The organism is Streptomyces sp. YKOK-I1, from assembly GCF_054660435.1.
This window is the reverse complement of the sequence record NZ_BAAGDR010000001.1, coordinates 1834290-1855086: the sequence shown is the minus strand read 5'-3', so window position 1 is coordinate 1855086 and position 20797 is coordinate 1834290. Positions and strand designations below refer to the sequence as shown.

The 20797-nt window shown below is 71.5% G+C and carries 22 protein-coding genes and 2 pseudogenes; 18 read left to right on the top strand and 6 right to left on the bottom strand.

Going from position 1 to position 20797, the window contains the following annotated elements; all coding sequences use genetic code 11:
* Positions 1–8 precede the first annotated feature (8 nt).
* From ACYQ8Q_RS07690 to ACYQ8Q_RS07660, 7 genes and pseudogenes are all read left to right on the top strand, one after another.
* Positions 9–401, top strand: a complete 393-nt coding sequence (locus ACYQ8Q_RS07690; RefSeq protein ID WP_460063007.1) for a nuclear transport factor 2 family protein — start codon at positions 9–11, stop codon at positions 399–401.
* Positions 402–436: 35 nt separating this feature from the next.
* Positions 437–1138: a type 1 glutamine amidotransferase domain-containing protein gene (locus ACYQ8Q_RS07685; protein ID WP_460063005.1), complete on the top strand. Its 702-nt coding sequence runs from the start codon at positions 437–439 to the stop codon at positions 1136–1138.
* A 34-nt stretch (positions 1139–1172) separates the two neighbouring features.
* Complete coding sequence (locus ACYQ8Q_RS07680) at positions 1173–1511, top strand: MoaF-related domain-containing protein (protein ID WP_460063003.1); 339 nt, start codon at positions 1173–1175, stop codon at positions 1509–1511.
* 351 nt (positions 1512–1862) lie between these two features.
* Positions 1863–2729, top strand: a complete 867-nt coding sequence (locus ACYQ8Q_RS07675) for a helix-turn-helix transcriptional regulator (RefSeq protein ID WP_460063001.1) — start codon at positions 1863–1865, stop codon at positions 2727–2729.
* 172 nt (positions 2730–2901) lie between these two features.
* A pseudogene (locus tag ACYQ8Q_RS07670) lies at positions 2902–3457 on the top strand (SDR family NAD(P)-dependent oxidoreductase).
* Between the two features lie 190 nt (positions 3458–3647).
* Positions 3648–3995: a cyclophilin-like fold protein gene (locus tag ACYQ8Q_RS07665; RefSeq protein ID WP_460063000.1), complete on the top strand. Its 348-nt coding sequence runs from the start codon at positions 3648–3650 to the stop codon at positions 3993–3995.
* Positions 3996–4023: 28 nt separating this feature from the next.
* Positions 4024–4530 (top strand): annotated as a pseudogene (locus tag ACYQ8Q_RS07660) (SDR family NAD(P)-dependent oxidoreductase); the annotation flags it as partial.
* A gap of 147 nt (positions 4531–4677) precedes the next feature.
* Here ACYQ8Q_RS07660 and ACYQ8Q_RS07655 read toward each other — a convergent pair.
* The 3 genes from ACYQ8Q_RS07655 to ACYQ8Q_RS07645 form a co-directional block, all read right to left on the bottom strand.
* The gene (locus tag ACYQ8Q_RS07655; protein WP_460062999.1) at positions 4678–5502 is read right to left on the bottom strand and encodes an SDR family oxidoreductase; all 825 of its coding nucleotides are present in this window, start codon (positions 5500–5502) and stop codon (positions 4678–4680) included.
* 447 nt (positions 5503–5949) lie between these two features.
* The gene (locus ACYQ8Q_RS07650) at positions 5950–6657 is read right to left on the bottom strand and encodes a TetR family transcriptional regulator (protein ID WP_460062997.1); all 708 of its coding nucleotides are present in this window, start codon (positions 6655–6657) and stop codon (positions 5950–5952) included.
* A gap of 1070 nt (positions 6658–7727) precedes the next feature.
* Positions 7728–8390: a TetR/AcrR family transcriptional regulator gene (locus ACYQ8Q_RS07645; RefSeq protein ID WP_460062996.1), complete on the bottom strand. Its 663-nt coding sequence runs from the start codon at positions 8388–8390 to the stop codon at positions 7728–7730.
* A 149-nt stretch (positions 8391–8539) separates the two neighbouring features.
* On the opposite strand from ACYQ8Q_RS07645, the gene ACYQ8Q_RS07640 reads away from it, so the two are divergent.
* Together ACYQ8Q_RS07640 and ACYQ8Q_RS07635 are read left to right on the top strand one after the other, a co-directional pair.
* Positions 8540–9094: a cysteine hydrolase family protein gene (locus ACYQ8Q_RS07640; RefSeq protein ID WP_460062993.1), complete on the top strand. Its 555-nt coding sequence runs from the start codon at positions 8540–8542 to the stop codon at positions 9092–9094.
* Positions 9095–9439: 345 nt separating this feature from the next.
* Positions 9440–9772, top strand: a complete 333-nt coding sequence (locus tag ACYQ8Q_RS07635; protein ID WP_460062992.1) for an acyl-CoA-like ligand-binding transcription factor — start codon at positions 9440–9442, stop codon at positions 9770–9772.
* Here ACYQ8Q_RS07635 and mftG read toward each other — a convergent pair.
* Positions 9726–11297, bottom strand: a complete 1572-nt coding sequence (gene mftG / locus ACYQ8Q_RS07630) for a mycofactocin dehydrogenase MftG (protein ID WP_460062991.1) — start codon at positions 11295–11297, stop codon at positions 9726–9728. The genes ACYQ8Q_RS07635 and mftG overlap by 47 nt on opposite strands.
* A gap of 140 nt (positions 11298–11437) precedes the next feature.
* Here mftG and mftA point away from each other — a divergent pair, with 140 nt between their 5' ends.
* The 9 genes from mftA to ACYQ8Q_RS07585 all read left to right on the top strand — a co-directional run bounded on the left by mftA (position 11438) and on the right by ACYQ8Q_RS07585 (position 19148).
* Positions 11438–11608, top strand: a complete 171-nt coding sequence (gene mftA / locus ACYQ8Q_RS07625) for a mycofactocin precursor MftA (protein WP_460062990.1) — start codon at positions 11438–11440, stop codon at positions 11606–11608.
* A 30-nt stretch (positions 11609–11638) separates the two neighbouring features.
* Positions 11639–11914, top strand: coding sequence for a mycofactocin biosynthesis chaperone MftB (mftB, locus tag ACYQ8Q_RS07620; RefSeq protein WP_460062988.1), 276 nt, complete (start codon positions 11639–11641; stop codon positions 11912–11914).
* A complete protein-coding gene (mftC, locus tag ACYQ8Q_RS07615) occupies positions 11911–13131 on the top strand; it encodes a mycofactocin radical SAM maturase (protein WP_460062987.1) in 1221 nt (406 codons plus the stop codon). Before mftB ends, mftC begins: the two co-directional genes overlap by 4 nt.
* Complete coding sequence (mftD, locus tag ACYQ8Q_RS07610; RefSeq protein WP_460062986.1) at positions 13124–14356, top strand: pre-mycofactocin synthase MftD; 1233 nt, start codon at positions 13124–13126, stop codon at positions 14354–14356. The genes mftC and mftD overlap by 8 nt, the downstream gene beginning before the upstream one ends.
* 2 nt (positions 14357–14358) lie before the next feature.
* A complete protein-coding gene (gene mftE / locus ACYQ8Q_RS07605) occupies positions 14359–15114 on the top strand; it encodes a mycofactocin biosynthesis peptidyl-dipeptidase MftE (RefSeq protein ID WP_460062985.1) in 756 nt (251 codons plus the stop codon).
* Complete coding sequence (gene mftF, locus ACYQ8Q_RS07600) at positions 15111–16559, top strand: mycofactocin biosynthesis glycosyltransferase MftF (RefSeq protein WP_460062983.1); 1449 nt, start codon at positions 15111–15113, stop codon at positions 16557–16559. The genes mftE and mftF overlap by 4 nt, the downstream gene beginning before the upstream one ends.
* A 63-nt stretch (positions 16560–16622) precedes the next feature.
* Positions 16623–17804: an acyl-CoA dehydrogenase family protein gene (locus ACYQ8Q_RS07595; RefSeq protein ID WP_460073211.1), complete on the top strand. Its 1182-nt coding sequence runs from the start codon at positions 16623–16625 to the stop codon at positions 17802–17804.
* Entirely contained in the window at positions 17801–18367 is a 567-nt protein-coding gene (locus ACYQ8Q_RS07590; protein WP_460062982.1) for a flavin reductase family protein, read from the top strand. Before ACYQ8Q_RS07595 ends, ACYQ8Q_RS07590 begins: the two co-directional genes overlap by 4 nt.
* Positions 18368–18407: 40 nt before the next feature.
* Positions 18408–19148 (top strand): hypothetical protein, encoded by a 741-nt coding sequence (locus ACYQ8Q_RS07585; protein WP_460062981.1) that lies wholly within the window; start codon positions 18408–18410, stop codon positions 19146–19148.
* Positions 19149–19219: 71 nt separating this feature from the next.
* Here ACYQ8Q_RS07585 and ACYQ8Q_RS07580 read toward each other — a convergent pair whose 3' ends face one another.
* Both ACYQ8Q_RS07580 and ACYQ8Q_RS07575 read right to left on the bottom strand, forming a co-directional pair.
* Positions 19220–19966, bottom strand: coding sequence for an SDR family NAD(P)-dependent oxidoreductase (locus ACYQ8Q_RS07580; RefSeq protein ID WP_460062979.1), 747 nt, complete (start codon positions 19964–19966; stop codon positions 19220–19222).
* A gap of 43 nt (positions 19967–20009) precedes the next feature.
* Positions 20010–20774: an SDR family NAD(P)-dependent oxidoreductase gene (locus tag ACYQ8Q_RS07575; RefSeq protein ID WP_460062977.1), complete on the bottom strand. Its 765-nt coding sequence runs from the start codon at positions 20772–20774 to the stop codon at positions 20010–20012.
* Between the last annotated feature and the right edge of the window lie 23 nt (positions 20775–20797).

The window sequence follows — 20797 nt, the reverse complement described above, 5'->3', positions numbered from 1 at the left end:
GCAGCGTCATGTCCGACTCCCCGAACCTCGCTCTCGTCCGTCGCCTCTACGACTCCGGCATGGCCCCGGACGTGGTCGCCGAGGTCATCGACCCCGACATCGTCTGGGACATCACCCCCGGCTTCCCCTACGGCGGCGTCTACAGGACCTGGGCGAGCGCGGGCGCCGACTTCTTCGGCCGGCTCGCGCCTCGCTTCACCTCCTTCGGCGCGGTGGCCGAGGAGTTCTACGACGCCGGTGACCACGTCTTCGTCCGCGGCCACTACCACGCGGTGGCCAAGTCCGGCGTTGAGTCCGACGCCCGCTTCATCCACCTGTGGACGGTGAGCGGCGACAAGCTCACGCACCTGATCCAGGCGGCCGACAGCCAGGTCGTCCAGCTGGCCGCGAACGACAACTGAACACCCTCGACCAACGCCTCTCAGAGAGAAGACCCATGGCGAAGATCCTCTTCCTCATCACCGCCGCGGACCACTGGGCCCTGGCCGACGGGTTCGAGCAGCCCGCCGGTTTCTGGGCCGAGGAGGCCATCGGCCCGTACGGCGTCTTCAAGGAGGCCGGCCACGAGATCGCCGCGGCCACCCCGGGCGGTGTCCCCCCGACCGCCGACCCGCTCAGCCTCACCCCCGACTTCAACGGCGGCGAGGAGGGCGCGGAGCAGATGCGGACGGCGCTGAAGGAGGCCACCGAGCTGGCCGACCCGATCCGCATCGAGGACGTGGACATCGACGACTACGACGCGGTGTTCGTGCCCGGCGGCTGGGGCCCGATGGAGGACCTCTCCGACGACCCTGCGGCCGGCCGGCTGCTCAGCGACTGGCTGGCCTCCGGCAAGATCGTCTCACTGGTGTGCCACGGTCCGGCCGCGCTGCTGTCCACGGTGGACGCCGACGGCAGGTCCCCGTTCGCCGGCTACCGCCTGACGGGCCTGTCCAACGCCGAGGAGATCCAGAACGGCCTCGCCGACCGTGCGAAGTGGCTCCTTCAGGACCGTCTCGTCTCAGATGTGGGCGCGGACTACCGCAAGGGCGAGGAGAACTTCGCCCCCCACCTGGAGGTGGACCGCACCCTCCTCACCGGCCAGAACCCCGCCTCGGCCGTCCCGCTCGCCCGGGAAGTCGTCAAGGCCCTCGCCTGACACCCGCCGCCGTCACAGAAAGCAGGTAGTACCCATGGACGGCAACGCCACCCTCCCCAGCGTGGGCCAGACCTGGGAGGCCGACCTCGGCCCGGACACCCCGCTCGGCCATTTCACGGTGGAGATCACCTTCGACTCGGCGACCCAGGTCAGCTTCGAGGTGACGGGCGGCGCCATCAAGGGCCGCAAGCAGACGATGGAGTACACCACCAGCCAGCTCCGCGACGGCCTGTTCGTCGTGCGCTGGACAGAGCCCGACGCCGGTGACCACGTCACCCACATCGAGGACTACACCGAGGGCACCTGCATGGCCAGCTCCGTCATCGGCGGCGAGTTCGTCCAGCTTCACGGGAAGTGGACCCGCGTCCGCTGACCCTCGGGGAAGCCGAGTACCGGCACAGAAAGAGGCAGCACCGATGGAGACCAACGCGACTCTCCCCAGTGTGGGCCAGACCTGGCTGGCGGAGCTCGGCCCCTTCGCGGCGGAGATCACCTACCCCTCTCCGGCGACATCGTCACCCACGTCCAGGACTACGAGGCCGGGACATCCCTGGCCCGCTCCGTCGTGAGCGGCGAGTTCGTCCAGCTCGCGGGGAAGTGGACCCGTATCCGCTGAACCGACGGCTGGGAGAGGCCGACCGTGTGCGTCCTCTCGACGGTGAGTGCTTTCCAGGGACAGATCTCTCCCCCTGACAAGACCGCTCTCCGGTGCCAGGGTGAGGGCATGAACCGCGATCCTCACCGCCATGATCTGGGGGACTTCCTCAAGGCGCGCCGCGCCGAGCTGGACCCGGCCGCCGTCGGCTTGCCCGACGGCGGTTCTCGGCGTGTCGCGGGGCTGCGCCGTGAGGAGGTCGCCGTACTGGCGGCCATCAGCACCGACTACTACGCCCGGCTCGAACAGGGCCGGATCCAGCCCTCGCCGTCGGTGCTGGAGTCCCTGGCCCGGGTCCTGCACCTGGACGACGACCAGCGCGCCTATCTGTACGAGCTCACGGCCAAGGAGGAGTTCCGGCCGCCCCGCCGCCGGCCGCGCCCCAGGACGCAGCCGCAGCTGCAGCGCATGCTGGACGACATGGCGCACACCCCGGCCTTCGTGATCGGGCCGCGCACCGAGATCGTCGCCTGGAACGCCATGGGCGCCGCCCTGATCACCGACTTCGGAAAGATTCCCGAGAAGCAGCGCTACTACATCAGGCTGCTCATCACCGACCCCGCGATGCGCGAGCTGTACGCGGACTGGGAGGGCGTCACCCGGCTGGCCATCGCCCAGATGCGCATGCACAACACGAACAACCCGGGGGACCCGCAGCTCGCCGCGATCGTGGGCGAACTCTCCGTCCGCGACGAGCAGTTCCGGCAGTGGTGGGGTGCCCACCACGTCGCCGTGCGGGACACCGGGAGCAAGCATCTGCGCCACCCCGTCGTCGGGGACCTGCACCTCGACTGGAACGCCGTCACCTGGGCCGCCGACCCCGACCTCCAGATCATCGTCTGGACCGCGGAGTCCGGCACCCCGACCCACGACAGCCTGCGCCTGCTGGCCTCCTGGGCGGCCGACCCCAGCCGCTCGACCAGCAGCTCCGCCTGACCGTCCCCGGGTGTTCCCTTCAAAGGGGGAGCCTTTCCTCCTACGCGCCGCGCGCCTGGGAAGAGGCTCTCCCTTTTTCGTGTACGACGCACCTGGCACGCTCGTCACGAGGCCGACCGCGCCGCGCGCACCCGCCCCCGGTCCGGCCCCCTCCCGCCTGTTGGGACTCATCATGACGACCTTCGCCCTTGTCGGCGCCGGCGCCGGCCTGGGACTCGCCACCGCTCGCCGCTTCGGGAACGCAGGCCACACCGTCGCCCTGATCTCGCGCAACGCGGGGAAGCTGGAATTCCTGATCGCCGACCTCACCCGCGACGGCATCCAGGCACACGGCTTCACCGCCGACGTGCTCGACATCGAGTCCCTGGACGCGGCGCCGTACGCGGCGGCGAAGACGCTGGGGCCGATGGAAATCCTTCGATACAGCCCGGTGCCCCGAGCCGACTTCATGAAGCCGGTCCTCGACACGAGCGCCGACGACCTCGACGCGCCCCTCGCCTTCTCCGTCAAGGGCCCGGTCACCGCGGTCAACGCCGTGCTGCCCGGCATGCGCGCACTCGGCCGCGGCACGCTCCTGTTCGTCAACGGCGGCAGCGCCGTGCGCCTCCACCCCGGCCATCCGGCCCGACGCCGAGCACAGCAGCCCCGAGGTCCTGGCCCGGCGTCCGTACGACATCCACCTCGAGCGGGACGGCTTCCGCCATTACGCCGAGCCCCTGCCCGACTGACCTCCCCGGAGATGCCGTGACCACAACCACCCGTTCCGGCCTTGTCCGCGCACTCCCGACCGCCTTGCTCCTCGCGGCGACCGCCTGTACGGGTGAGGCGCCACCACCCGCCGCGTCTTCCGCCTTCACGTCAGAACGCACACCGACTCCCACAGCGCCCGTTTCACCGTCCGACGACAAGAAACCCGCCATGAACCTTCGGCTCACCATTGACGGCCACCAGGCCGACGCCACCCTGAACGACAGCCCCACGGCGGCGGACTTCGCCGCCCTGCTCCCGCTCACCCTGAACCTGAGCGACTTCCACGGGAAGGAACGGATCGCCGACCTGCCCCGTCGGCTCTCCACTTCCGGCGCGCCGGACGCCGCCGAAGCCGAGCCCGGTGACCTTGCGTACTACGCGCCCTGGGGCAACCTCGCCCTCTTCTACCGAGGCAGCGGCTCCAGCGACACCGGCCTGATCATCCTCGGCCGGGTGAACGGCGTCAGCGAACGCCTCGTCACCGCCACCGAGGTCACCCTCGACACCGCGCCCTGACCAGGCCCGCAACCCACCAGAGAAGACCATGAACCCCGTCTACGACTTCACAGGCCAGGTCGCCTTCGTCAGCGGCGCCGGTTCCGGCACGGGTCTGGCGACCGCCCGCGCCTTCGCCGAGGCAGGGGCCGCCGTCGCCCTCACCGACCTCGACGAGGCCGCCCCGGGCGCGGCCGTCAAGGAACTCACCGGCGCCGGGCACCAGGCGCTCGCCCTCACCCGCGATGTCAGCGACGAGGACCAGGTCGCCGCCGCGGTCGACCGGACGGACGAGACCTTCGGCCGCCTCGACATGGCCTACAACAACGCCGGCATCCAGATCCCGTCGAGTGACGCCGCCGACGAGCCCGCCGAGCGGTTCGACCGGGTCAACGCCGTCAACCTCCGCGGGGTGTGGGCCTGTATGAAGCACGAGTTGCGGCACATGCGCGCCCAGGGCAGCGGCGCCATCGTCAACGGTTCCTCCCTCGGCGGCTTGGTCGGCCTGCCCGGTCGAGCGTCGTACCACGCCTCCAAGCACGGGGTGATCGGCCTGAGGTGGGCGACTGTTCCCGAACGGGAAGGAACTCGACCGGCGGCTGCGCCCGGGGCGTCATCCGTGTGATCCGCGCGGTCGCGGGGCGGTCGACGCGGACCGTGCGCACCCGCCGTCCGTATCGGCTGAAGACGCCGCCCTGCGACGTCACTCGTCCTGTATGGCGGCCCACAGACCACCGTCGACGACGATGTCGACACCGTTCACGAAGCTCGCCTCGTCCGAGAGGAGGAACGCGGCAACGGCGGCGACCTCCTCGCACCGGCCGGTGCGGCCCAAGGGCGTACGTTCGATGAGCTGCCGTACCGACTCGTGCCGTGCCACCTCCATCCGCGTCTGCGGGGTGTCGATCGCGCCGGGCGACAGGGAGCACACGCGTGCGCCCACCGGCCCGAGCCGCACCGCCTCGGCGCGGGCGAAGCGGCGCACGCCGTACGTGGCCCACGGGTACGCCCACGCGGGATCCTCCAGGGCCGGACCGATCGCGTCCCTGAGACGGTCGAGGAATCCCTCCTCCGCCGGGTCGTCCAGCACGGCGGCGACGGCCGGGGCGGGGTCGATATGAGCGATCGACGGGGACAACGAGGCGCAGTACACGAAGGCCGTCCCGGCGGTGGCCAGCGGGCGGAGCGCCTCGGCCAGAAGCACGGTCTCGACGAAGTCGACTTCCATGATCCTGCGCCAGTCGGCCTCCTCGGGCGCGACGCTCTCGGCATGTGCGAGGGCCCGCAGCGTGCCGAGCTCTCCGATCTGCACGGCCAGCCGGGCGAGGTCCTCCGGGTCGGTGGCATCCGCGGCGAACGGCTCGGCGGCGGCCCTCGTGCCACGGCCGGACAAGTCCTTCGCGGCCGCGGCCACCGCGGCTTCGTCCCGGTCGACGAGCAACAGCACGTCCACCATGTCGGCGAGGCGACGAGCGCATGCCTGCCCTGTCCCGGTTCCGGCACCGGTGGCAATACCTACCGTGGTCATGCGTCACTCCTCACTGGAGACACTCGTCACAGGACGAGTCTCTCGCGGTCGGCGGCGTCCGGCCCTCCCGAAGGTGCCGCGGTCTGCGACCTGTCGAGAAGGTGAGGCGCCGGCCGGGGCGCGGCCGGATCGTCCGCGGGTTCCCGGGCGGGAGGATAGCGACCCGGTGTCGGCGTCGGCAGGCTGCCTCGGAGAGCCGTCCGTCGCGGCCACGGGTGTCGGCTTCCCTCCATACGTCGTCGGAGTGGCAGGCGAATCAGGGCCACGACCGCAGGGGCATGTACGGGGGGAGCTGCGTGGAAGCGGCGGGGAGTATCGGCTCGCGTGTGTCGCCCGGTCCGGTCGAGGGCGGCCGCGACCGGACCGGAGGAGCACACCTTCGGCCCGGGACCGGCTGAGAGCAGCGGTGCGGGGACCGGTGGGACGTGCGGGCCTCGTCGGCGGTCGTCAGCCGCGGGCGGTCAGGGGACTCCACTCCGCCTCGGGGTCGAGTGGCTGGTCCGGCCGGTCGCGCTTGAAGGCCGCGGCCTGCTCTTCGACCCTCGGGAGGGCATGGTCGGGCGCACCGAATCCCCGGAACAGGGTCGCGCAGTACTCACGGGCCAGGAACGTCGCGTCCCACTGACCGTCCGGATCGACCCATTGGTAGGTGTGGTTGTGCAGGTTGAGGAACTGCAGGGTGGCCAGCCGCGGCGGCATCGCACGGAAGGTGCCCTGGTCAACGGCCTCCGTGAGCAGCCCCGAGATCAATTGCTCGAAGTCGGAACGCTGCCCCAGGAGGGCCTTCAGCTCCGCGCCACCGAGGCTGCGGTAGTCGTGCTCGTAGACCCAGATGTGATCGAGCCTGCGGAAGATGATCGTCAGCAGCGACTCCGAGAGCAGGCGCAGTCGCAGCAGGGGATCGACGTCGAGCTCCGTGATCTGCCGGGTGCGGGACAGCAACGGCCCCATCACCCGCGACTGGATCTCCAGGAGCAGGTTCTCCTTCGAGCCGATGTAGTAGTACAGCGCTCCCTTGGCAAGCCCGACCGCCTGGCCCAGGTCGTTGATGGACGTCGCTGCGTATCCCTGCTGGGCGAACAGGCCCGCCGCGATGTCGATGATCTTCTGGCGTCTGACCTCGAAGCCCGGTCCGTGGCCCGGCGGTCGTGGCATGGGTTCTCTCCCCGCTTGACGTGACGACGTGTCGATTGAAACCGACGTCCGGAACCGCGTCGGACGGCTTTCGGCAGATCCGGGGGAAGCGGAGTCCAGGACATCGTTGAGTTCGCTGGACCAAACGCTACGTCAACGGGGGAGCCGGAGCGCCCAGGGTCTCTCGCGCCTCCCGTGCGGGCCTCACGAGGTGACGGAGATCGCCGGAGTTCTTCGTCAGGCAGGCCGCGACGCGCCTGTACGCGACTGCGCCCACCGGTTGATGCGGTAGGGGAAGCGGCTCATCATGTGCCTTGTGGTGCATGTCGACTCGGCGTGCGGCACAGCGACGGGCACATCTGTGAGCCGGCCTTGCGAGCCTGTCCTCTTCGAGACGGCGGGGGTGCGACGACCAGCAGGCGTCGGTAGCACTGTCGGCCTTCGACACCGAGGGCCGCATTCTGCGCTTCTACGCCGCGGCCGGCCGTGAGGTGGGACGTGCCGAGGAACAGCTGGTGGGGCGGGACGTCACCGAGGGGCCCCTGATATCGACCACGAGCTCTACCTGCATCATCAGGCCGAGGTGGTCCGCACCGGGACCCCCGCGCACTTCGAGGGCTACGGCCCTTCCCCGTCTGCCGCAGCGACTGCCCCGGAGCCAGGCTTGCCCGGGGTCGGCGTTCGACGAGCTGTGCCAGTTCGCCGAACGAGGACGACGGATCGTCGACGGGTACCAGTTCCCGTGCCTCGGCACTGACTCAGGGCGCCGTCAGGGGCAGGGAGTCGGTTAACCGGGCGGCCTCGGCTCCGATCCGCCCCGCGTCGGCGTCGTGCCAGTCGTCGAGCACGAGACTCCGCACAGGGTTTCCCACCCGCCCGTCGGCACGGAGTGGGGGCGACGGGGCTGGTGGTGCCCGGAACCGGCCGGGCCGGGCCGGGAACGGTGGGGAGCGGTCGCGGGGCGGTGTGGTGCGCTGCACCACGGCCCAGGGATCCGGGACCGCCGGCCGACGGCCAACCGCAGGTCGAGCGCCGGGCTCCGCCGGTAGGAGGTGGGGGCCGTGGGGCGGTCCGGGGTGGCGCCGGGGTGGTCACCGCGGAGGTGTGAGCAGGCCGTCGACGATGTCACGGAGTGGGCCGAGGAGATCGTCGGACGTCGCGTCGCCCAAGGGCTGCAGGCCCACGGCGGACCGTAGGACGGCGACCCCGACGCCCAGTGCGACCAGGAGCTCCGCCCTCAGGAGGCGATCGTCGTCCGGTGCCGACCGTGCTCCCGAGGCTTCGAGCACCTGTCGGCTGAAGTCCTCGAGGGCGTGCCGGCGCAGGTCGTCGACCTGCTCGTCGCCGGAGTCGCGCAACAGCATCAGCACGGGATGCTCGCCGAACTCCGCCCAGGCCCCGGCCGCCAACTGGCGGCTGAGCGCCTCGGCCAGGGCGGTCCGGTCGCGAGGGTGCTCCCCTTCGCCTCCCAGGAACCGGGGTGTCGAGGCCAAGGCCGCTTTGAACAGACCCTCTTTGGAGCCGAAGTACCGCTTGATGAGCGCCAGGTTCACTCCCGCGTCCGCGGCGACGTCCCGCAGTGTTGTGCGGTCGTACCCCAGTCGGGTGAACCGGCCGTGGGCGGCCCGGAGCAGCGCCTGCCGGGTGGCCGCCGCGTCCCGTCGCCGAGGTCCGTCGGCGGGGCGGGTATCGGCCTGGCCGGGCGAAGCGGCCACGTCGTCCGGAGGGACACCGGTTTCTGTCGTCGTCGTCACCACCAAGAACCCTTCCCGTACGTCGTCCTGCCGGCAACGCCCAAACCACCCGGCCGAGAAGTAATCACTCGTTGACATGGCGACGCTGGGCCTACGGTATCAAGTAATCACTTGATGACTTATGGTGCGGCACGGAAGGAACAGTGACAGTGCCCCAGCAAGCGCTTCTCGTCATGGATGTCCAGCAAGTCGTGGTCGACCGTTATCCCGACCCCGACTATCTGCCGCGCCTGCGCAAGGCGATCGAGGCCGCCCGTGCGGGCGGAGTCCCCGTGATCTACGTGGTCGTCGGGTTCCGCCCCGGGTACCCGGAGGTGAGCGCGCGCAACAAGATGTTCGGAGGGCTCGCGCGCACCCCGGCCGCTGCGGCCGGCGACGACCGGGCCACGCGGGTCCACCCTGATGTGGCCCCTCATCCCGGCGACACCGTGGTCACCAAGCGACGTGTCAGCGCCTTCGCCGGCAGTGACCTCGACATGATCCTGCGGGCCGGCGGCATCGAGCACCTCGTCCTCACCGGCATCGCCACGAGTGGCGTCGTGCTGTCCACCCTGCGCCAGGCGGCCGATCTGGACTTCGGCCTCACCGTCCTGTCCGACGGGTGCCTGGACGCCGACCCGGAGGTGCACCGGGTGCTCACGGAGAAGGTGTTTCCCCAGCAGGCGGACGTGACGAGCGTGGCCGACTGGGCGGCGTCGCGCTGACCCCCTTCCTCCCCGGCCCCGGCGCCCGTGTGAGGAGGGGACCGCGGAGGGAGCCGCTCCGGGGCCGGGGGCGGTCTGCACGGGAGCCGTGGCGCGAACGGGCCGCCTCCGTGTGACGTCATGTGCCGTACTCGAACGCCTCGGCTTCGAGGTGTGCGCACGGCAGGGGTTCGACGACCCGGCGGTCGGCGACATCGCCGCCGCGGCGGGTATCGGCCTGCGCACCTTCTTCCGCTACGTCGCCTCCAAGAACGACCGGTACTTCGCCTCCAAGAACGACCGGCGCAACGCGGTCGTCGACGTCAACCGGTTCGACCCGGCTGTGGTGCCTGGCACCGCCGGCGCATGTCCCTCATCCTGCGGGTGCCGACGCTTCAGGCGGACTCGGCCGTGCGCCACGCGTCCTGGCGGGCCCTCGTCACGGAGTTCGCCGCGCGGCGCCTGGACCGGCCGGTTTCCGACCTGCTGCTGCGGATCGGCAGTACCGTCCCGGCCGCCTCCGTCACCGCCCACGAGCCATGGCTGAGGGACGAGGACGCCGACCTGAGCGGCCTGCTCGACCTCGGCCTTCGGCCGTTGGCGGCGGGATACGAGAACCTGGCCCCCGGCGGGTGGTGCGTCCCCGGCAGCCTCACACCGGGCCCCGCCGCATGGCGTCGGCGACGAGTTCGCCGATGAGAACGGCGGTAGCCGCCGGACCCCGCAAAGGGGGCGTCGGCAGGATCGACGTGTCCGCGACCCGCAGACCCTCGACACCGTGCACTCTTCCACGGTGGTCGACGGCAGCCCGGGGATCGTCGGCCCGGCCCATGGGTACGGTGCCACACGTGTGGTGGGACGTGCCGAGACGCCCGAGGATCCACCGGTCGAGCAGACGGTCGTCGTCCAGTACCTCCGCCATCGGTTCCACGAGCCCGGCGGAGACCTCCCCGAAGTCACTCGTGGCGACCAACGCGGCGGTGACACGGACCGCTTCGCGTATGCGCCGCCGGTCCTCGGCGGTCGACAGGTAGCCGTAGTCGAGGCTCGGCGGCGTGGCGGGATCGGCGCGGCGGGTGCGCATCCGGCCGCTCAGCCGCGGCGTCTGGACGGAGACGAGGAACGCCAGGGGTGCGCCGGGCACGGACACCTTGCCGCCCGTCAGTCCGGCCATGGGGACGAGTGACTGCAGTATCTCCAGGTCGCCCGGGTGGTCCCCGGCCGATGAGGACAGGTGCAGGGCGCCGCCCAGCCACGAGCCGGAGGGCTCGGGCAGAGGATGCCGGGGCATCCACTCCAGGACCACCTGAGGGTGGTCGCCGAACCGGGCTCCGACGGCGGGAGCGTGCCGGACGACGGGGACACCCGCGGCCTCCAGCGCCCGGCGCGGGCCGATTCCCGACAGATGCAGCAGGTGCGGAGAGCGGAACGCCCCCGCGCAGAGCACGACTTCGCCGCCGCGCACGATCCGGCGGCGCCCGTGCCGACCGACCTCCACGCCGGTGGCCCGGCCCTGCTCGACGACGACCCTGAGGACCGTACTGCCGCCTTCCACCCGGAGGTTGGGACGGCCGAGGGCGGGCAGCAGACAGCTGATCCCGGTGTTGAGGCGCACGCCGTCCACGGCGTTGCACGGCACCGGGCCGAACCCGGGCGGCTCCTGGGCGTTCTTGTCCGGTTCCTCCGGAAAGCCCAGCCTGCGGGCGGCCGCCCGGAACGCGACGGCGGCGGGATGACGGAGCCCTGCGCGACGCACGCGTATCGGCCCGCGATCACCGTGCAGCGGGTCGCTCCCGTGGTCGAGGTCGGTCTCCATGGCGCGCAGGAACGGCAGCACCCGCTCGTACGACCAGGCCGCGCCGCCCACGGCCGACCAGCGGTCGAAGTCGTCGCGCCGCGCACGGACGAAGTACCCGCCGTTGACGGTCGTCGAACCGCCGAGCCCGTGCCCCCGGACGACCGTGTACGGCCGCGTCGGAGCGAGGTTCACGTCGTACGGCCGCACGGCCGGGTGTCCCGGCCACGCGCCGGGGACGAGCCGCGCGTCCAGCAACTCGGGTGCGAACGCCGACGGGTGAGGCGGCACCGCGCCCGCCTCCAGGACCAGCACCGTGCGGCCGGGGTCCTCACTGAGACGTGCCGCGAGGACGGCACCGCTGCCTCCGGCGCCCACGACGATGACGTCCGGTGCGGCCCACCCGTGGCGGTGCTCGGTCCGCTTCATGGGCCAGGGATTCAACACGCGGTGATCGGCCCGTGCGACGGCCTGTCCCGGTGACCGGAACTGTCCCACGTACTCGGTGTCGCTGCTGGCTAGCCTCGGTCCCCGACGAGTCGGCGCCGCAGATGCCCAGGGAGAGTCGTATGAACGAGCTCCGCTCAGCCCCGTCCGAAGAGGCCGTCACCACGACCGGCACCAGTACCGGTACCGAGACCGGAACCGAGGCCGACCAGTTCGCGGCCACGGCCCCGCTGATCGAAGCCGAGGATCTCCTGGAGGAGATCTCCATCGACGGCATGTGCGGCGTCTACTAGGCGCCGCCGTATGACGGACGGGGACGCCGTATGACCGAGATGGACCTCGACCGCGCCTGGGACCTGCATCCGCAGGTCTCGGTGCGGCCGGAACCGTTCGGCGCGCTGCTCTACCACTTCGGTACCCGCAGGCTCACGTTCCTCAAGGACCGGCGGCTCCTGACCGTCGTCCAGGCCCTCGCCCACGAGTCCACCGCGCGCGCCGCCTGCCGGACAGCGGGCGTCGCAGAGGACGAACTCCCCCGCTACGGCCGGGCCCTCGCCGCACTGGAACAGGCGTCGATGGTCGTCGGAAGGACCCCATGAGCGACCGCATGTCCACCACGCCCCGGCTGGTCGACCTCTTCGAGCACGGACTCGACGCGCCGATCTGCCTCACCTGGGAACTCACCTACGCCTGCAACCTCGCCTGCACCCACTGCCTGTCCAGCTCCGGCCGCCGCGACCCCCGCGAACTCAGCACCGCCGAGGCCAAGGCCGTCATCGACGAACTGGAGGCCATGCAGGTCTTCTACGTCAACATCGGCGGCGGCGAGCCCACCGTCCGCGCCGACTTCTGGGAACTTCTCGACCACGCCACCGACCACCACGTCGGCGTCAAGTTCTCCACCAACGGCGTCCGTATCACCCCCGAGAACGCCGAACGCCTCGCCCGCAACGACTACGTCGACGTCCAGATCTCCCTCGACGGCGCCACCGCCGAGGTCAACGACGCCGTACGCGGGGCCGGTTCGTACGCTACGGCGCTGCGAGCCCTGGAGAACCTGGCCGCCTCCGGGACGGAGAACTTCAAGATCTCCGTGGTCTGCACCCGCCACAACATCCCCCAGCTCGACGCCTTCAAGGCCCTCGCCGACCGCTACGGCGCCCAGCTCCGCCTGACCCGGCTGCGCCCCTCCGGACGCGGGGCCGACGTCTGGGACGATCTGCATCCGACGGCCGCGCAGCAACGCGAGCTGTACGACTGGCTGTTGGCGCACGGAGAGAACGTGCTGACCGGTGATTCCTTCTTCCACCTCTCCGCCTACGGCCAGTCCCTGCCCGGCCTCAACCTCTGCGGCGCCGGGCGCGTGGTCTGCCTCATCGATCCCGTCGGCGACGTCTACGCCTGTCCGTTCGCCCTCCACGACGAGTTCCTCGCCGGGAACGTCCGCGAGACGGGCGGCTTCCAGGGCGTCTGGCGCGGCTCCGAGCTGTTCGAGCGGCTGCGCGCCCCGCAACACGGCGGCGCCTGCGCGTCCTGCGCGTTCTACGACACCTGCAAGGGCGGCTGCATGGCCGCCAAGTTCTTCACCGGCCTCCCGCTGGACGGCCCCGACCCCGAGTGCGTCCAGGGCCACGGCGAGCAGGAACTGGCCCGCCGGGACCGGACCCGGTTGCCCAGACCCTCCGGTGACCACTCCCGGCGCGGCCCCGTGGATCTCGTCCTCACCCCGCGCCCCCCGACGAGCGACTGCGACGAGAACCCGCTGGCCGGACCGGACCTCATCCCTACGGGAACGAAGGACACGGCACATGCCTAGGAACCCCTGGTTCGAGACGGTCGCCGAGGCCCAGCGCCGGGCTCGCCGACGGCTGCCCGGTTCCGTGTACGGCGCGCTCGTCGCCGGCTCGGAGCGCGGCCGGACGCTCCGCGCCAACCTGGCCGGCTTCGCCGATCTCGGCTTCGCCCCCCGGGTCGTGGGCCACCAGGCGACACGGGACCTGTCCACGACCGTGCTCGGTGTGCCCACCGCCCTGCCTGTGCTCATCTCGCCGACCGGCGTGCAGGCCGTCGACCCCGAGGGGGAGGTCGCCGTCGCCCGCGCCGCCGCGAGCCGGGGCGTCATCATGGGCCTCAGCTCGTTCGCGAGCCGCAGTGTCGAGGACGTGGCCGCCACCGGGGCCGACGTCTTCTTCCAGCTGTACTGGAGCGGTACCCGCGAAACCATGGTGCAGCGGATGGAGCGTGCCCGGGCCGCCGGTGCCAAGGCGCTCGTCGTCACCCTCGACTGGTCCTTCTCGCACGGCCGTGACTGGGGCAGCCCCGCCATCCCCGACACGCTCGACCTGAGGACCATGCTGCGGTTCGCCCCCGACGTGCTGCCCAGGCCCGGCTGGCTGTGGAGGTTCGCCCGGTCCGGCCGCCTCCCCGACCTGACCGTGCCCAACCTGCGGGCCCCCGGCGGCGAGGCCCCCACGTTCTTCGGGGCCTACGGCGAGTGGATGCAGACCGCGCCGCCCACCTGGGACGACGTGAAGTGGCTGCGTGAGGAGTGGGGCGGCCCCTTCCTCCTCAAGGGCGTGACCCGGGTGGACGACGCCAGGCGGGCCGTCGACGCCGGTGTGCCGGCGCTGTCCGTGTCCAACCACGGAGGCAACAACCTGGACACCACCCCGGCCACCGTCCGCGTGCTCCCCGCCATCGCGGAGGCCGTCGGCGACCAGGTGGAAGTCCTCCTCGACGGGGGCGTGCGCCGCGGCGGCGACGTGGCGAAGGCATTGGCCCTGGGCGCCCGCGCGGTCCTGATCGGCCGTGCCCACCTCTGGGGCCTCGCGGCGAACGGACAGGCCGGCGTCGAGAACGTGCTGGACATCCTGCGCGGTGGGCTCGACTCGGCCGTCCTGGGCCTCGGGCACTCCTGCGTCCACGAGTTGGCGCCCGAGGACCTGGTGATACCTCCGGGCTTCTCCCTGACCCTCGGCGGCGCGGACGTACCGATGGCGCCCGCGAGGCCGCCGGCCGACGTCGAGTCACCGGTCGCCTGACCATGCCGGGGGACGCCACGTCGCCGGTCCTGGCCGACACCGTCTGGCCGGCCGTGCCGTCCGGCGCGCTCGTCCTGGTGCCGGTCGGCTCCACCGAGCAGCATGGCCCGCATCTGCCGCTCGACACCGACACCGTCGTCGCCCACGCCGTGGCCCGGCGCACGGCGGACTCCCTCGCCGCCGGACCGTACGGGCCACCGCTGGTGGCACCGCCGGTCGCGTACGGCGCGAGCGGCGAACACGCCGACTTCCCCGGGACCGCCTCCATCGGGCACGAGGCACTGCGGGCGGTGCTCGTGGAACTGACCCGCTCGCTGACTTTGTGGGCGGGCCGGGTCGTGTTCGTCAACGGCCACGGCGGCAACACGGCCCCCCTCGACACGGCCCTGTGTCTGCTGCGCGCGGAGGGCCACGACGTCGCCTGGGCCGGTTGCGAGATGCCGGGCGGCGACGCGCACGCCGGTCGCACGGAGACCTCGCTGCTGCTGCACCTGGCACCCGAGCGGGTACGGTTCGACGCCGCGACCGCCGGCGACACAAGGCCGCTCGCCGCCCTCCTGCCGGACCTGATCACCCACGGCGTCCGCGCGGTCTCACCCTCCGGCGTGCTCGGCGACCCCGCCGGGGCCTCGGCCGAGGAGGGCCGTCGGACGCTGGACGCGATGGTGGCCGCCATAGTCCGCCGGATCGGCGCCTGGACCTGCGACGCGCGGGGCCGCCTCATCGATCCTGTCCGACGGGGAGCCGTGCGCCGATGACCCTTCCCCTCGGTTTCGTCGTCGAACTCGACCGGCACACCCGGGTGGTGGACGGCGGCCGGGCTCTGCTCGGCGGCTTCCCCACCCGGCTGCTGAGGCTGACTCCGAGGGCGCGGAAGCTGCTCGTCGGAAGGACCCTCCCCGTCCGGGACGCGGCGAGTGCGCTGCTCGCCGACCGGCTGCTCGACACGGGCATGGCCCACCCCGTCGCCGCGGCGCTGCCGGCGCCCGCCGACCCGCGGTACACGGTCGTCGTACCCGTCCGTGACCGCCCACGCCAACTCGGCCGACTGCTGCGCAGCATCGGCGGGGGCACCGAGGTGATCGTGGTCGACGATGCCTCACGGCACCCGGCGGCCGTGGCCGCCGTAGCCGCCGAGCACGGTGCCCGGCTGCTCGCCCTGCCCGCCAACGTCGGCCCCGCCGGCGCCCGCAACGCCGGGCTGCGCCTGGTCACCACCCCGTACGTGGTGTTCGCCGACTCCGACATCGTGCTCGACCGGGACACGGTCCCGACCCTGCTGAGGCACTTCGCCGACCCGCGGGTCGCCATGGCCGTACCCCGCATCACCGGGCTGACCACCCATGCCACGACCTGGATCGAACGGTACGAGAACGCCCGCTCCTCCCTCGACCTGGGTGCCCACCCGGCCTCGGTACGCCCCGGCACCCCCGTCTCCTGGGCGTCCTCGGCCTGCGTCGTGGCCCGGGTGGACGGGCTGGCGGAGGGCTTCGACGAGGGCATGCGGGTCGGCGAGGACGTCGACCTGTGCTGGCGGCTGATCGACGCCGGCCGACGGGTCCGGTACGAGCCCGCCGTCCGGGCCGCCCACGAACATCGGGTACGGGCGGGGGAGTGGCTGCTGCGCAAGGCGGTGTACGGCAGCGGAGCCCAGCCCCTGGCCCGTCGGCACCCCGAGCACATCGCACCCGCCGTGTTCGCCCCGTGGAGCGCGGTGTTCGCCGCCGCGCTGCTCGCCCAGCGCCGCTGGTCGGTTCCGGTCGCGGGAGCCGTCCTCGGTATCGTCACCGTACGCGTCGCCCGCAAGCTCGACGGCGTCCGGCACCCCTACCGGCCGGCCGTGCGGCTCACCGCCAACGGCGCGCTGGGCACCCTGACCCAGACCTCCGCGCTGCTGACGCGCCACTGGTGGCCGCTCACGGCGATCGGCTGTGCGGTCTCCCGCCGGATGCGCCGGGCCACGGCGGTCGCCGCCCTGGCCGACATCGCGCTCGAGTACCGACGTGATCAGGCCAGTCCCGACCCCCTCCGCTACGGCATCGCCCGCCGTCTCGACGACCTCGCGTACGGCGCCGGGGTGTGGTTCTCCGCGATCGAGGGCCGCTCCACCGCCGCGCTGCGCCCCCGTGTCACGCGCCGCGGCGGCTCAGTCCCGGTCAGCGGAAAGCGACCGGCGAAAGCCGGTTCCACGCCCCGACACTGAGGCCATCCCGCCGCCAAGGACGTGCGGCGCATGCGATGGATCAGTCACCAGGAGGTGGGCGGAGTGACGCATGAAGTGGTCGGCCGTGTCGAGGAACTGGGTGCCGAACTGACCGGACTCGCCGACGAGAACGAGTCACTCGGCAAGCTGAGCGAACGGACTGTCGAACTGCTCCGTTCCGCCGGGGTCATCCGGCTGCTCCAGCCCAAGGAGTTCGGCGGATTCGGCGCTCATCCCCGGGACTTCGCGGAGGCCGTGATGGCCGTCGCCCGGCACGACGGGGCCGCCGGCTGGGTGTGCGGCGTCGTCGGAGTGCACCCGTGGGAGCTGGCCCAGATGGACCCCAGGCTCGCCCACGAGGTATGGGACGAGAACCCGGACACCTGGATCGCCTCGCCCTACATGCCGGGCGGGATCGCCGACCCGGTGGACGGCGGCTATGTCCTCAGCGGCCGCTGGCCCTTCTCCTCGGGCAGCGACCACTGCGAGTGGGACTTCCTCGGCGCGCTCCTCGGCGACGGCAAGGGCAGGCCCGCGGGGCCGATCACCGTGATGCACGTCGTGCTGCCCCGCTCGGACTACGAGATCATCGACGGTACCTGGGACGTGGTCGGCCTGTCCGGCACCGGCAGCAAGGACGTCGTCGTCGACAAGGCGTTCATCCCCGAGTACCGCACCATCAGGCAGGAAGTCGTCCAGGAGGGCAGGGCCGCCGAGGCGGTCGGGCTGACCGACACCCTGTACAAGCTGCCGTTCAGCTCGATGTTCCCGCTCGGGATCACCGCCGCGGTGATCGGCATCTGCGAGGGCGCCCTCGCCGTCCACCTGGCCCAGCAGAAGGACCGGGTCGCCGTGACCGGCGTCCAGGTGCGCGACGACCCGTACGTCCTGTACGCCGCCGGTGAGGCCGCTGCCGAGATCGCTGCCTCGCGGGTCCAGCTCATGGACGGCATCAGCAGGTTGTACGACCAGGTGGAGGCCGGTAAGCCGATCACCGTGGAGGACCGGGCGAACGTCCGGCGCAACCAGGTGCGTTGTGCGTGGCGGGCCGTCGCCGCACTGGACGAGATCTTCGCCCGCTCCGGCGGCAACGCCATCCGCAGGGGCAACCCGATGCAGCGGTACTGGCGCGACGCGCACGTCGGACTCCAGCACATGATCCATGTGCCGGGCTCCGCGTACCACGCGAACGCGCTGGCCGCGATGGGCATCGAGCTGCCCGAGCCGATGCGCATCCTGATATGAGCGAGGGCGTGACACCCTCCCGGACGGAGGACGCGATCGACGGGCGGCGGTTCCGCGACGTCCTCGGCAACTTCCCCACGAGCGTGGTCGCGATCACCACCACGGACGCCGGGGAACGGCCGCACGGCATGATCGTCGGCACCTTCACGTCCGTGTCGCTCGACCCGCCGCTGGTGTCCTTTCTCGCGGACCGCTCCTCCACGACCCTGCGGACGATCAGAACCGCGGGCCGCTTCTGCGCCAACGCCCTCGCGGGCAACCAGGAACGGCTGTCCCGACGGATGGCGACGGGCCCGGCGCCCGAGCGGTTCGCCAACACGGCCTGGCGGGCGTCACCGCTCGGCAGTCCGGTGCTGGACGGCATCGTCGCGTGGGTCGACTGCGCGGTGGAGCAGGTCGTAGAGATCGGAGATCACCTGCTGGTCGTCGGGCGGGTACGGGACCTGCGCGTCGAGTCGATGAAGACCCCGTTGCTGTTCTTCCGGGGCGGATACGGCGACTATCTGTCGAACGCGGCGCTGCTGCTGGACAGGCTCGTCGGCTGGGACGAGATCGGTCGGTAGCCACCGGTGGACACCGGTGGGCACACAAAGGGAGCCGCAGATGAAGAAAGACCTGTACATAAGATTGCAGCGCGTGTCGGCGTGGTGCGGCGTCATCCTCTTCGTGGGGTTCTTCGCCGCCTTCGCGGTGGGTCACCTCACCCCGCCGATGAGTCCGACCGAGAGCCCCGAGGACATCGTCACCTTCCTCAAGGACCACCGCACCGGGATCCTCACCTGCGTGGCCCTCATGGTTCTGCTCGTCCCGTTCGAATACCCGTACGTCATCGTGACGAGCCTGCAGCTGCGCCGGGTCGAGGGCGGCTGGGGCATGCTCTCCATGATCCAGCTCACCACGGGTGTGGTGGCCCCGCTCGGGTTCTTCTTCCCGCTGGCGATTCTCGCCGCGGCGGCCTACCGGCCTCAGAACCACTCTGCCGACGTCCTGTCCGCGATGACCGACACCTTCTGGCTCATGTTCGTGGGCAACGCCTGCATCTTCGTCCTCCAGGTCTGGTCGATCGGCTACGCCGCGTTCATCGACCACACCCGCCGGAAGCCGATCTTCCCGCGCTGGTACGGCTGGCTCAGCATGGTGCTCGGAGTGCTGCTCGTCCCGGGCGCCTTCGTCTTCCTGAACCAGACCGGACCGCTCGCCTGGAACGGACTCCTGGCGTACCTGATCCCCTCGATCGCGTACGTCTTCTGGAAGATCGCCACGCCGTACGTGCTGTTGAAGGCGATCACGCGCGAGGAGAAGGAGCTGGCCGACAAGCCGGCTGACGAACCGGTGACCGTGTAGCACAGCCGAGACCGTGGTGGCCCCGCGACAGTCCTCGCGGGGCCACAGACGTGTGAGGAGCCACGGACCTTCTAGACGGAGAGCGCGAACCCGCCCGTCACACGCAGGGTTTCGCCGGTGACGAAGGACGCCCTGGACGACACCAGATACAGCAGCGCGTCGACGATGTCCTGCTCCCGGCCCTCCTGCCGCAGGATCTGCTCCCCGAGGACGCGGTCCGCCTCGGCCGGGGACAGCTGGGCCCGTACGGCGTCCGTGAGGATCAGGCCCGGCGCGATGGCGTTGACCCGGATGCCGTCGGCGGCGAATTCGCGCGCGAAGGACACCGTCAGCCCCCGCACGGCGAGCTTGGAGACACCGTAGACGCTGCGGTTCGCGTAGGCCGCCGACGAGGAGATGTTGACGATGCAGGCGCCGGGCCGTCCCCGCATGGCCTCGTGGGCCGCGAGCGAGCAGATGACGGTGCCCATGACGTTGACGTCGAGCACCCGCCGTACCCCGGCCAGGCCCAGTTCGGTGAACGGCTTGTTGTAGGCGGCGTGCAGACCGGCGTTGTTGACCAGGATGTCGAGTCCGCCGTGGCGTTCGACGATCTGGCTCACGACCGCGCCGACCTCGGCCTCGTCGGCCACGTCACAGGCGATTCCGGTCGCGCCCAGGCCCTTCGCGGTGAGTTCCGCCGCGGCCCCGGCCGCCGCCCCGCCGTCGATGTCGGCGAGCACGACGTGCGCGCCCAGGGCGGACAGCGACTCACCGAACGCCTTGCCGAAGCCGCGGCCGCCGCCGGTGATCAGTGCCACTTTGCCGTCGTGTTCCATCAGCACGTCCTCATGTCGGGATCACTTCGGGATCACTTCGGGATCACTTCGGGCCGAACCGCTGGCCGGCGTCCAGCCGCAGGCACTGGCCGTTGAGCATCGGGTTGTCGACGACGGCGAGCGCGAGCCTGGCGTACTCCTCGGGGCGGCCCAGGCGCCGGGGGAACGCGGCGTCCCTCACCAGCGCCGCCCGGGTCTCGGCGGGGATCTTCTCGGTGGCGCCCGTCTCGAACAGGCTGGGCGCGATGGCGACGACGCGGATGCCGAGCGAGCCGAGGTCGCGGGCCATGGTGAGGCTCATCCCGGCGATCGCCGCCTTGGCGGCCGAGTAGGCGACCTGGCCGATCTGCCCCTCGAAGGCGGCGATCGACGACGTGTTGACGATGACGCCCCGCTCGCCGTCGGGCTCCTCGGGTTCATTGCGGCTTATGTGCGCGGCGGCCAGCCTGCTGATGTTGAAGGTGGCGACGGCGTTCAGGTCGAGCACCCGGCGGAAGCTCTCCAGATCGTGCGGACCGTCCCTGCCCAGGGTGCGCCGCACGCTGCCGCCGCCCGCCGTGGTCACCGACACATGCAGGCCGCCCAGTCCGTCGACGGCCGCGTCCAGCGCGCTCGCGGTGGCCTCGAAGTCGGTCACGTCGACGGGGTGGAAGCTCCCACCGAACGCGGCGGCCACCTCCTCGCCCGCCGACGCCGGGCGGTCGAGTACGGCGACGTCCGCGCCGCGGGCCGCGAGCAGCTCGGCGGTGGCCCGGCCCATGCCGGAGGCGCCGCCGAACACCACGACCTTCTTGCCCTTGATCTCCATCGGGAACCTTTCGGATCGTTCGC

Coding starts and splice junctions, on each gene's coding strand:
- mftA (WP_460062990.1), top strand. CDS start 11,438: ATGAACGAGCTCCGCTCAGCCCCGTCCGAAGAGGCCGTCACCACGACC.
- ACYQ8Q_RS07580 (WP_460062979.1), bottom strand. CDS start 19,966: ATGGAACACGACGGCAAAGTGGCACTGATCACCGGCGGCGGCCGCGGC.
- ACYQ8Q_RS07690 (WP_460063007.1), top strand. CDS start 9: ATGTCCGACTCCCCGAACCTCGCTCTCGTCCGTCGCCTCTACGACTCC.
- ACYQ8Q_RS07650 (WP_460062997.1), bottom strand. CDS start 6,657: ATGCCACGACCGCCGGGCCACGGACCGGGCTTCGAGGTCAGACGCCAG.
- ACYQ8Q_RS07655 (WP_460062999.1), bottom strand. CDS start 5,502: ATGACCACGGTAGGTATTGCCACCGGTGCCGGAACCGGGACAGGGCAG.
- ACYQ8Q_RS07585 (WP_460062981.1), top strand. CDS start 18,408: ATGAAGAAAGACCTGTACATAAGATTGCAGCGCGTGTCGGCGTGGTGC.
- mftC (WP_460062987.1), top strand. CDS start 11,911: ATGAGCGACCGCATGTCCACCACGCCCCGGCTGGTCGACCTCTTCGAG.
- ACYQ8Q_RS07665 (WP_460063000.1), top strand. CDS start 3,648: ATGAACCTTCGGCTCACCATTGACGGCCACCAGGCCGACGCCACCCTG.
- mftF (WP_460062983.1), top strand. CDS start 15,111: ATGACCCTTCCCCTCGGTTTCGTCGTCGAACTCGACCGGCACACCCGG.
- ACYQ8Q_RS07685 (WP_460063005.1), top strand. CDS start 437: ATGGCGAAGATCCTCTTCCTCATCACCGCCGCGGACCACTGGGCCCTG.
- ACYQ8Q_RS07575 (WP_460062977.1), bottom strand. CDS start 20,774: ATGGAGATCAAGGGCAAGAAGGTCGTGGTGTTCGGCGGCGCCTCCGGC.
- mftB (WP_460062988.1), top strand. CDS start 11,639: ATGACCGAGATGGACCTCGACCGCGCCTGGGACCTGCATCCGCAGGTC.
- mftD (WP_460062986.1), top strand. CDS start 13,124: ATGCCTAGGAACCCCTGGTTCGAGACGGTCGCCGAGGCCCAGCGCCGG.
- ACYQ8Q_RS07680 (WP_460063003.1), top strand. CDS start 1,173: ATGGACGGCAACGCCACCCTCCCCAGCGTGGGCCAGACCTGGGAGGCC.
- mftG (WP_460062991.1), bottom strand. CDS start 11,297: ATGAAGCGGACCGAGCACCGCCACGGGTGGGCCGCACCGGACGTCATC.
- ACYQ8Q_RS07590 (WP_460062982.1), top strand. CDS start 17,801: ATGAGCGAGGGCGTGACACCCTCCCGGACGGAGGACGCGATCGACGGG.
- ACYQ8Q_RS07635 (WP_460062992.1), top strand. CDS start 9,440: ATGTCCCTCATCCTGCGGGTGCCGACGCTTCAGGCGGACTCGGCCGTG.
- mftE (WP_460062985.1), top strand. CDS start 14,359: ATGCCGGGGGACGCCACGTCGCCGGTCCTGGCCGACACCGTCTGGCCG.
- ACYQ8Q_RS07675 (WP_460063001.1), top strand. CDS start 1,863: ATGAACCGCGATCCTCACCGCCATGATCTGGGGGACTTCCTCAAGGCG.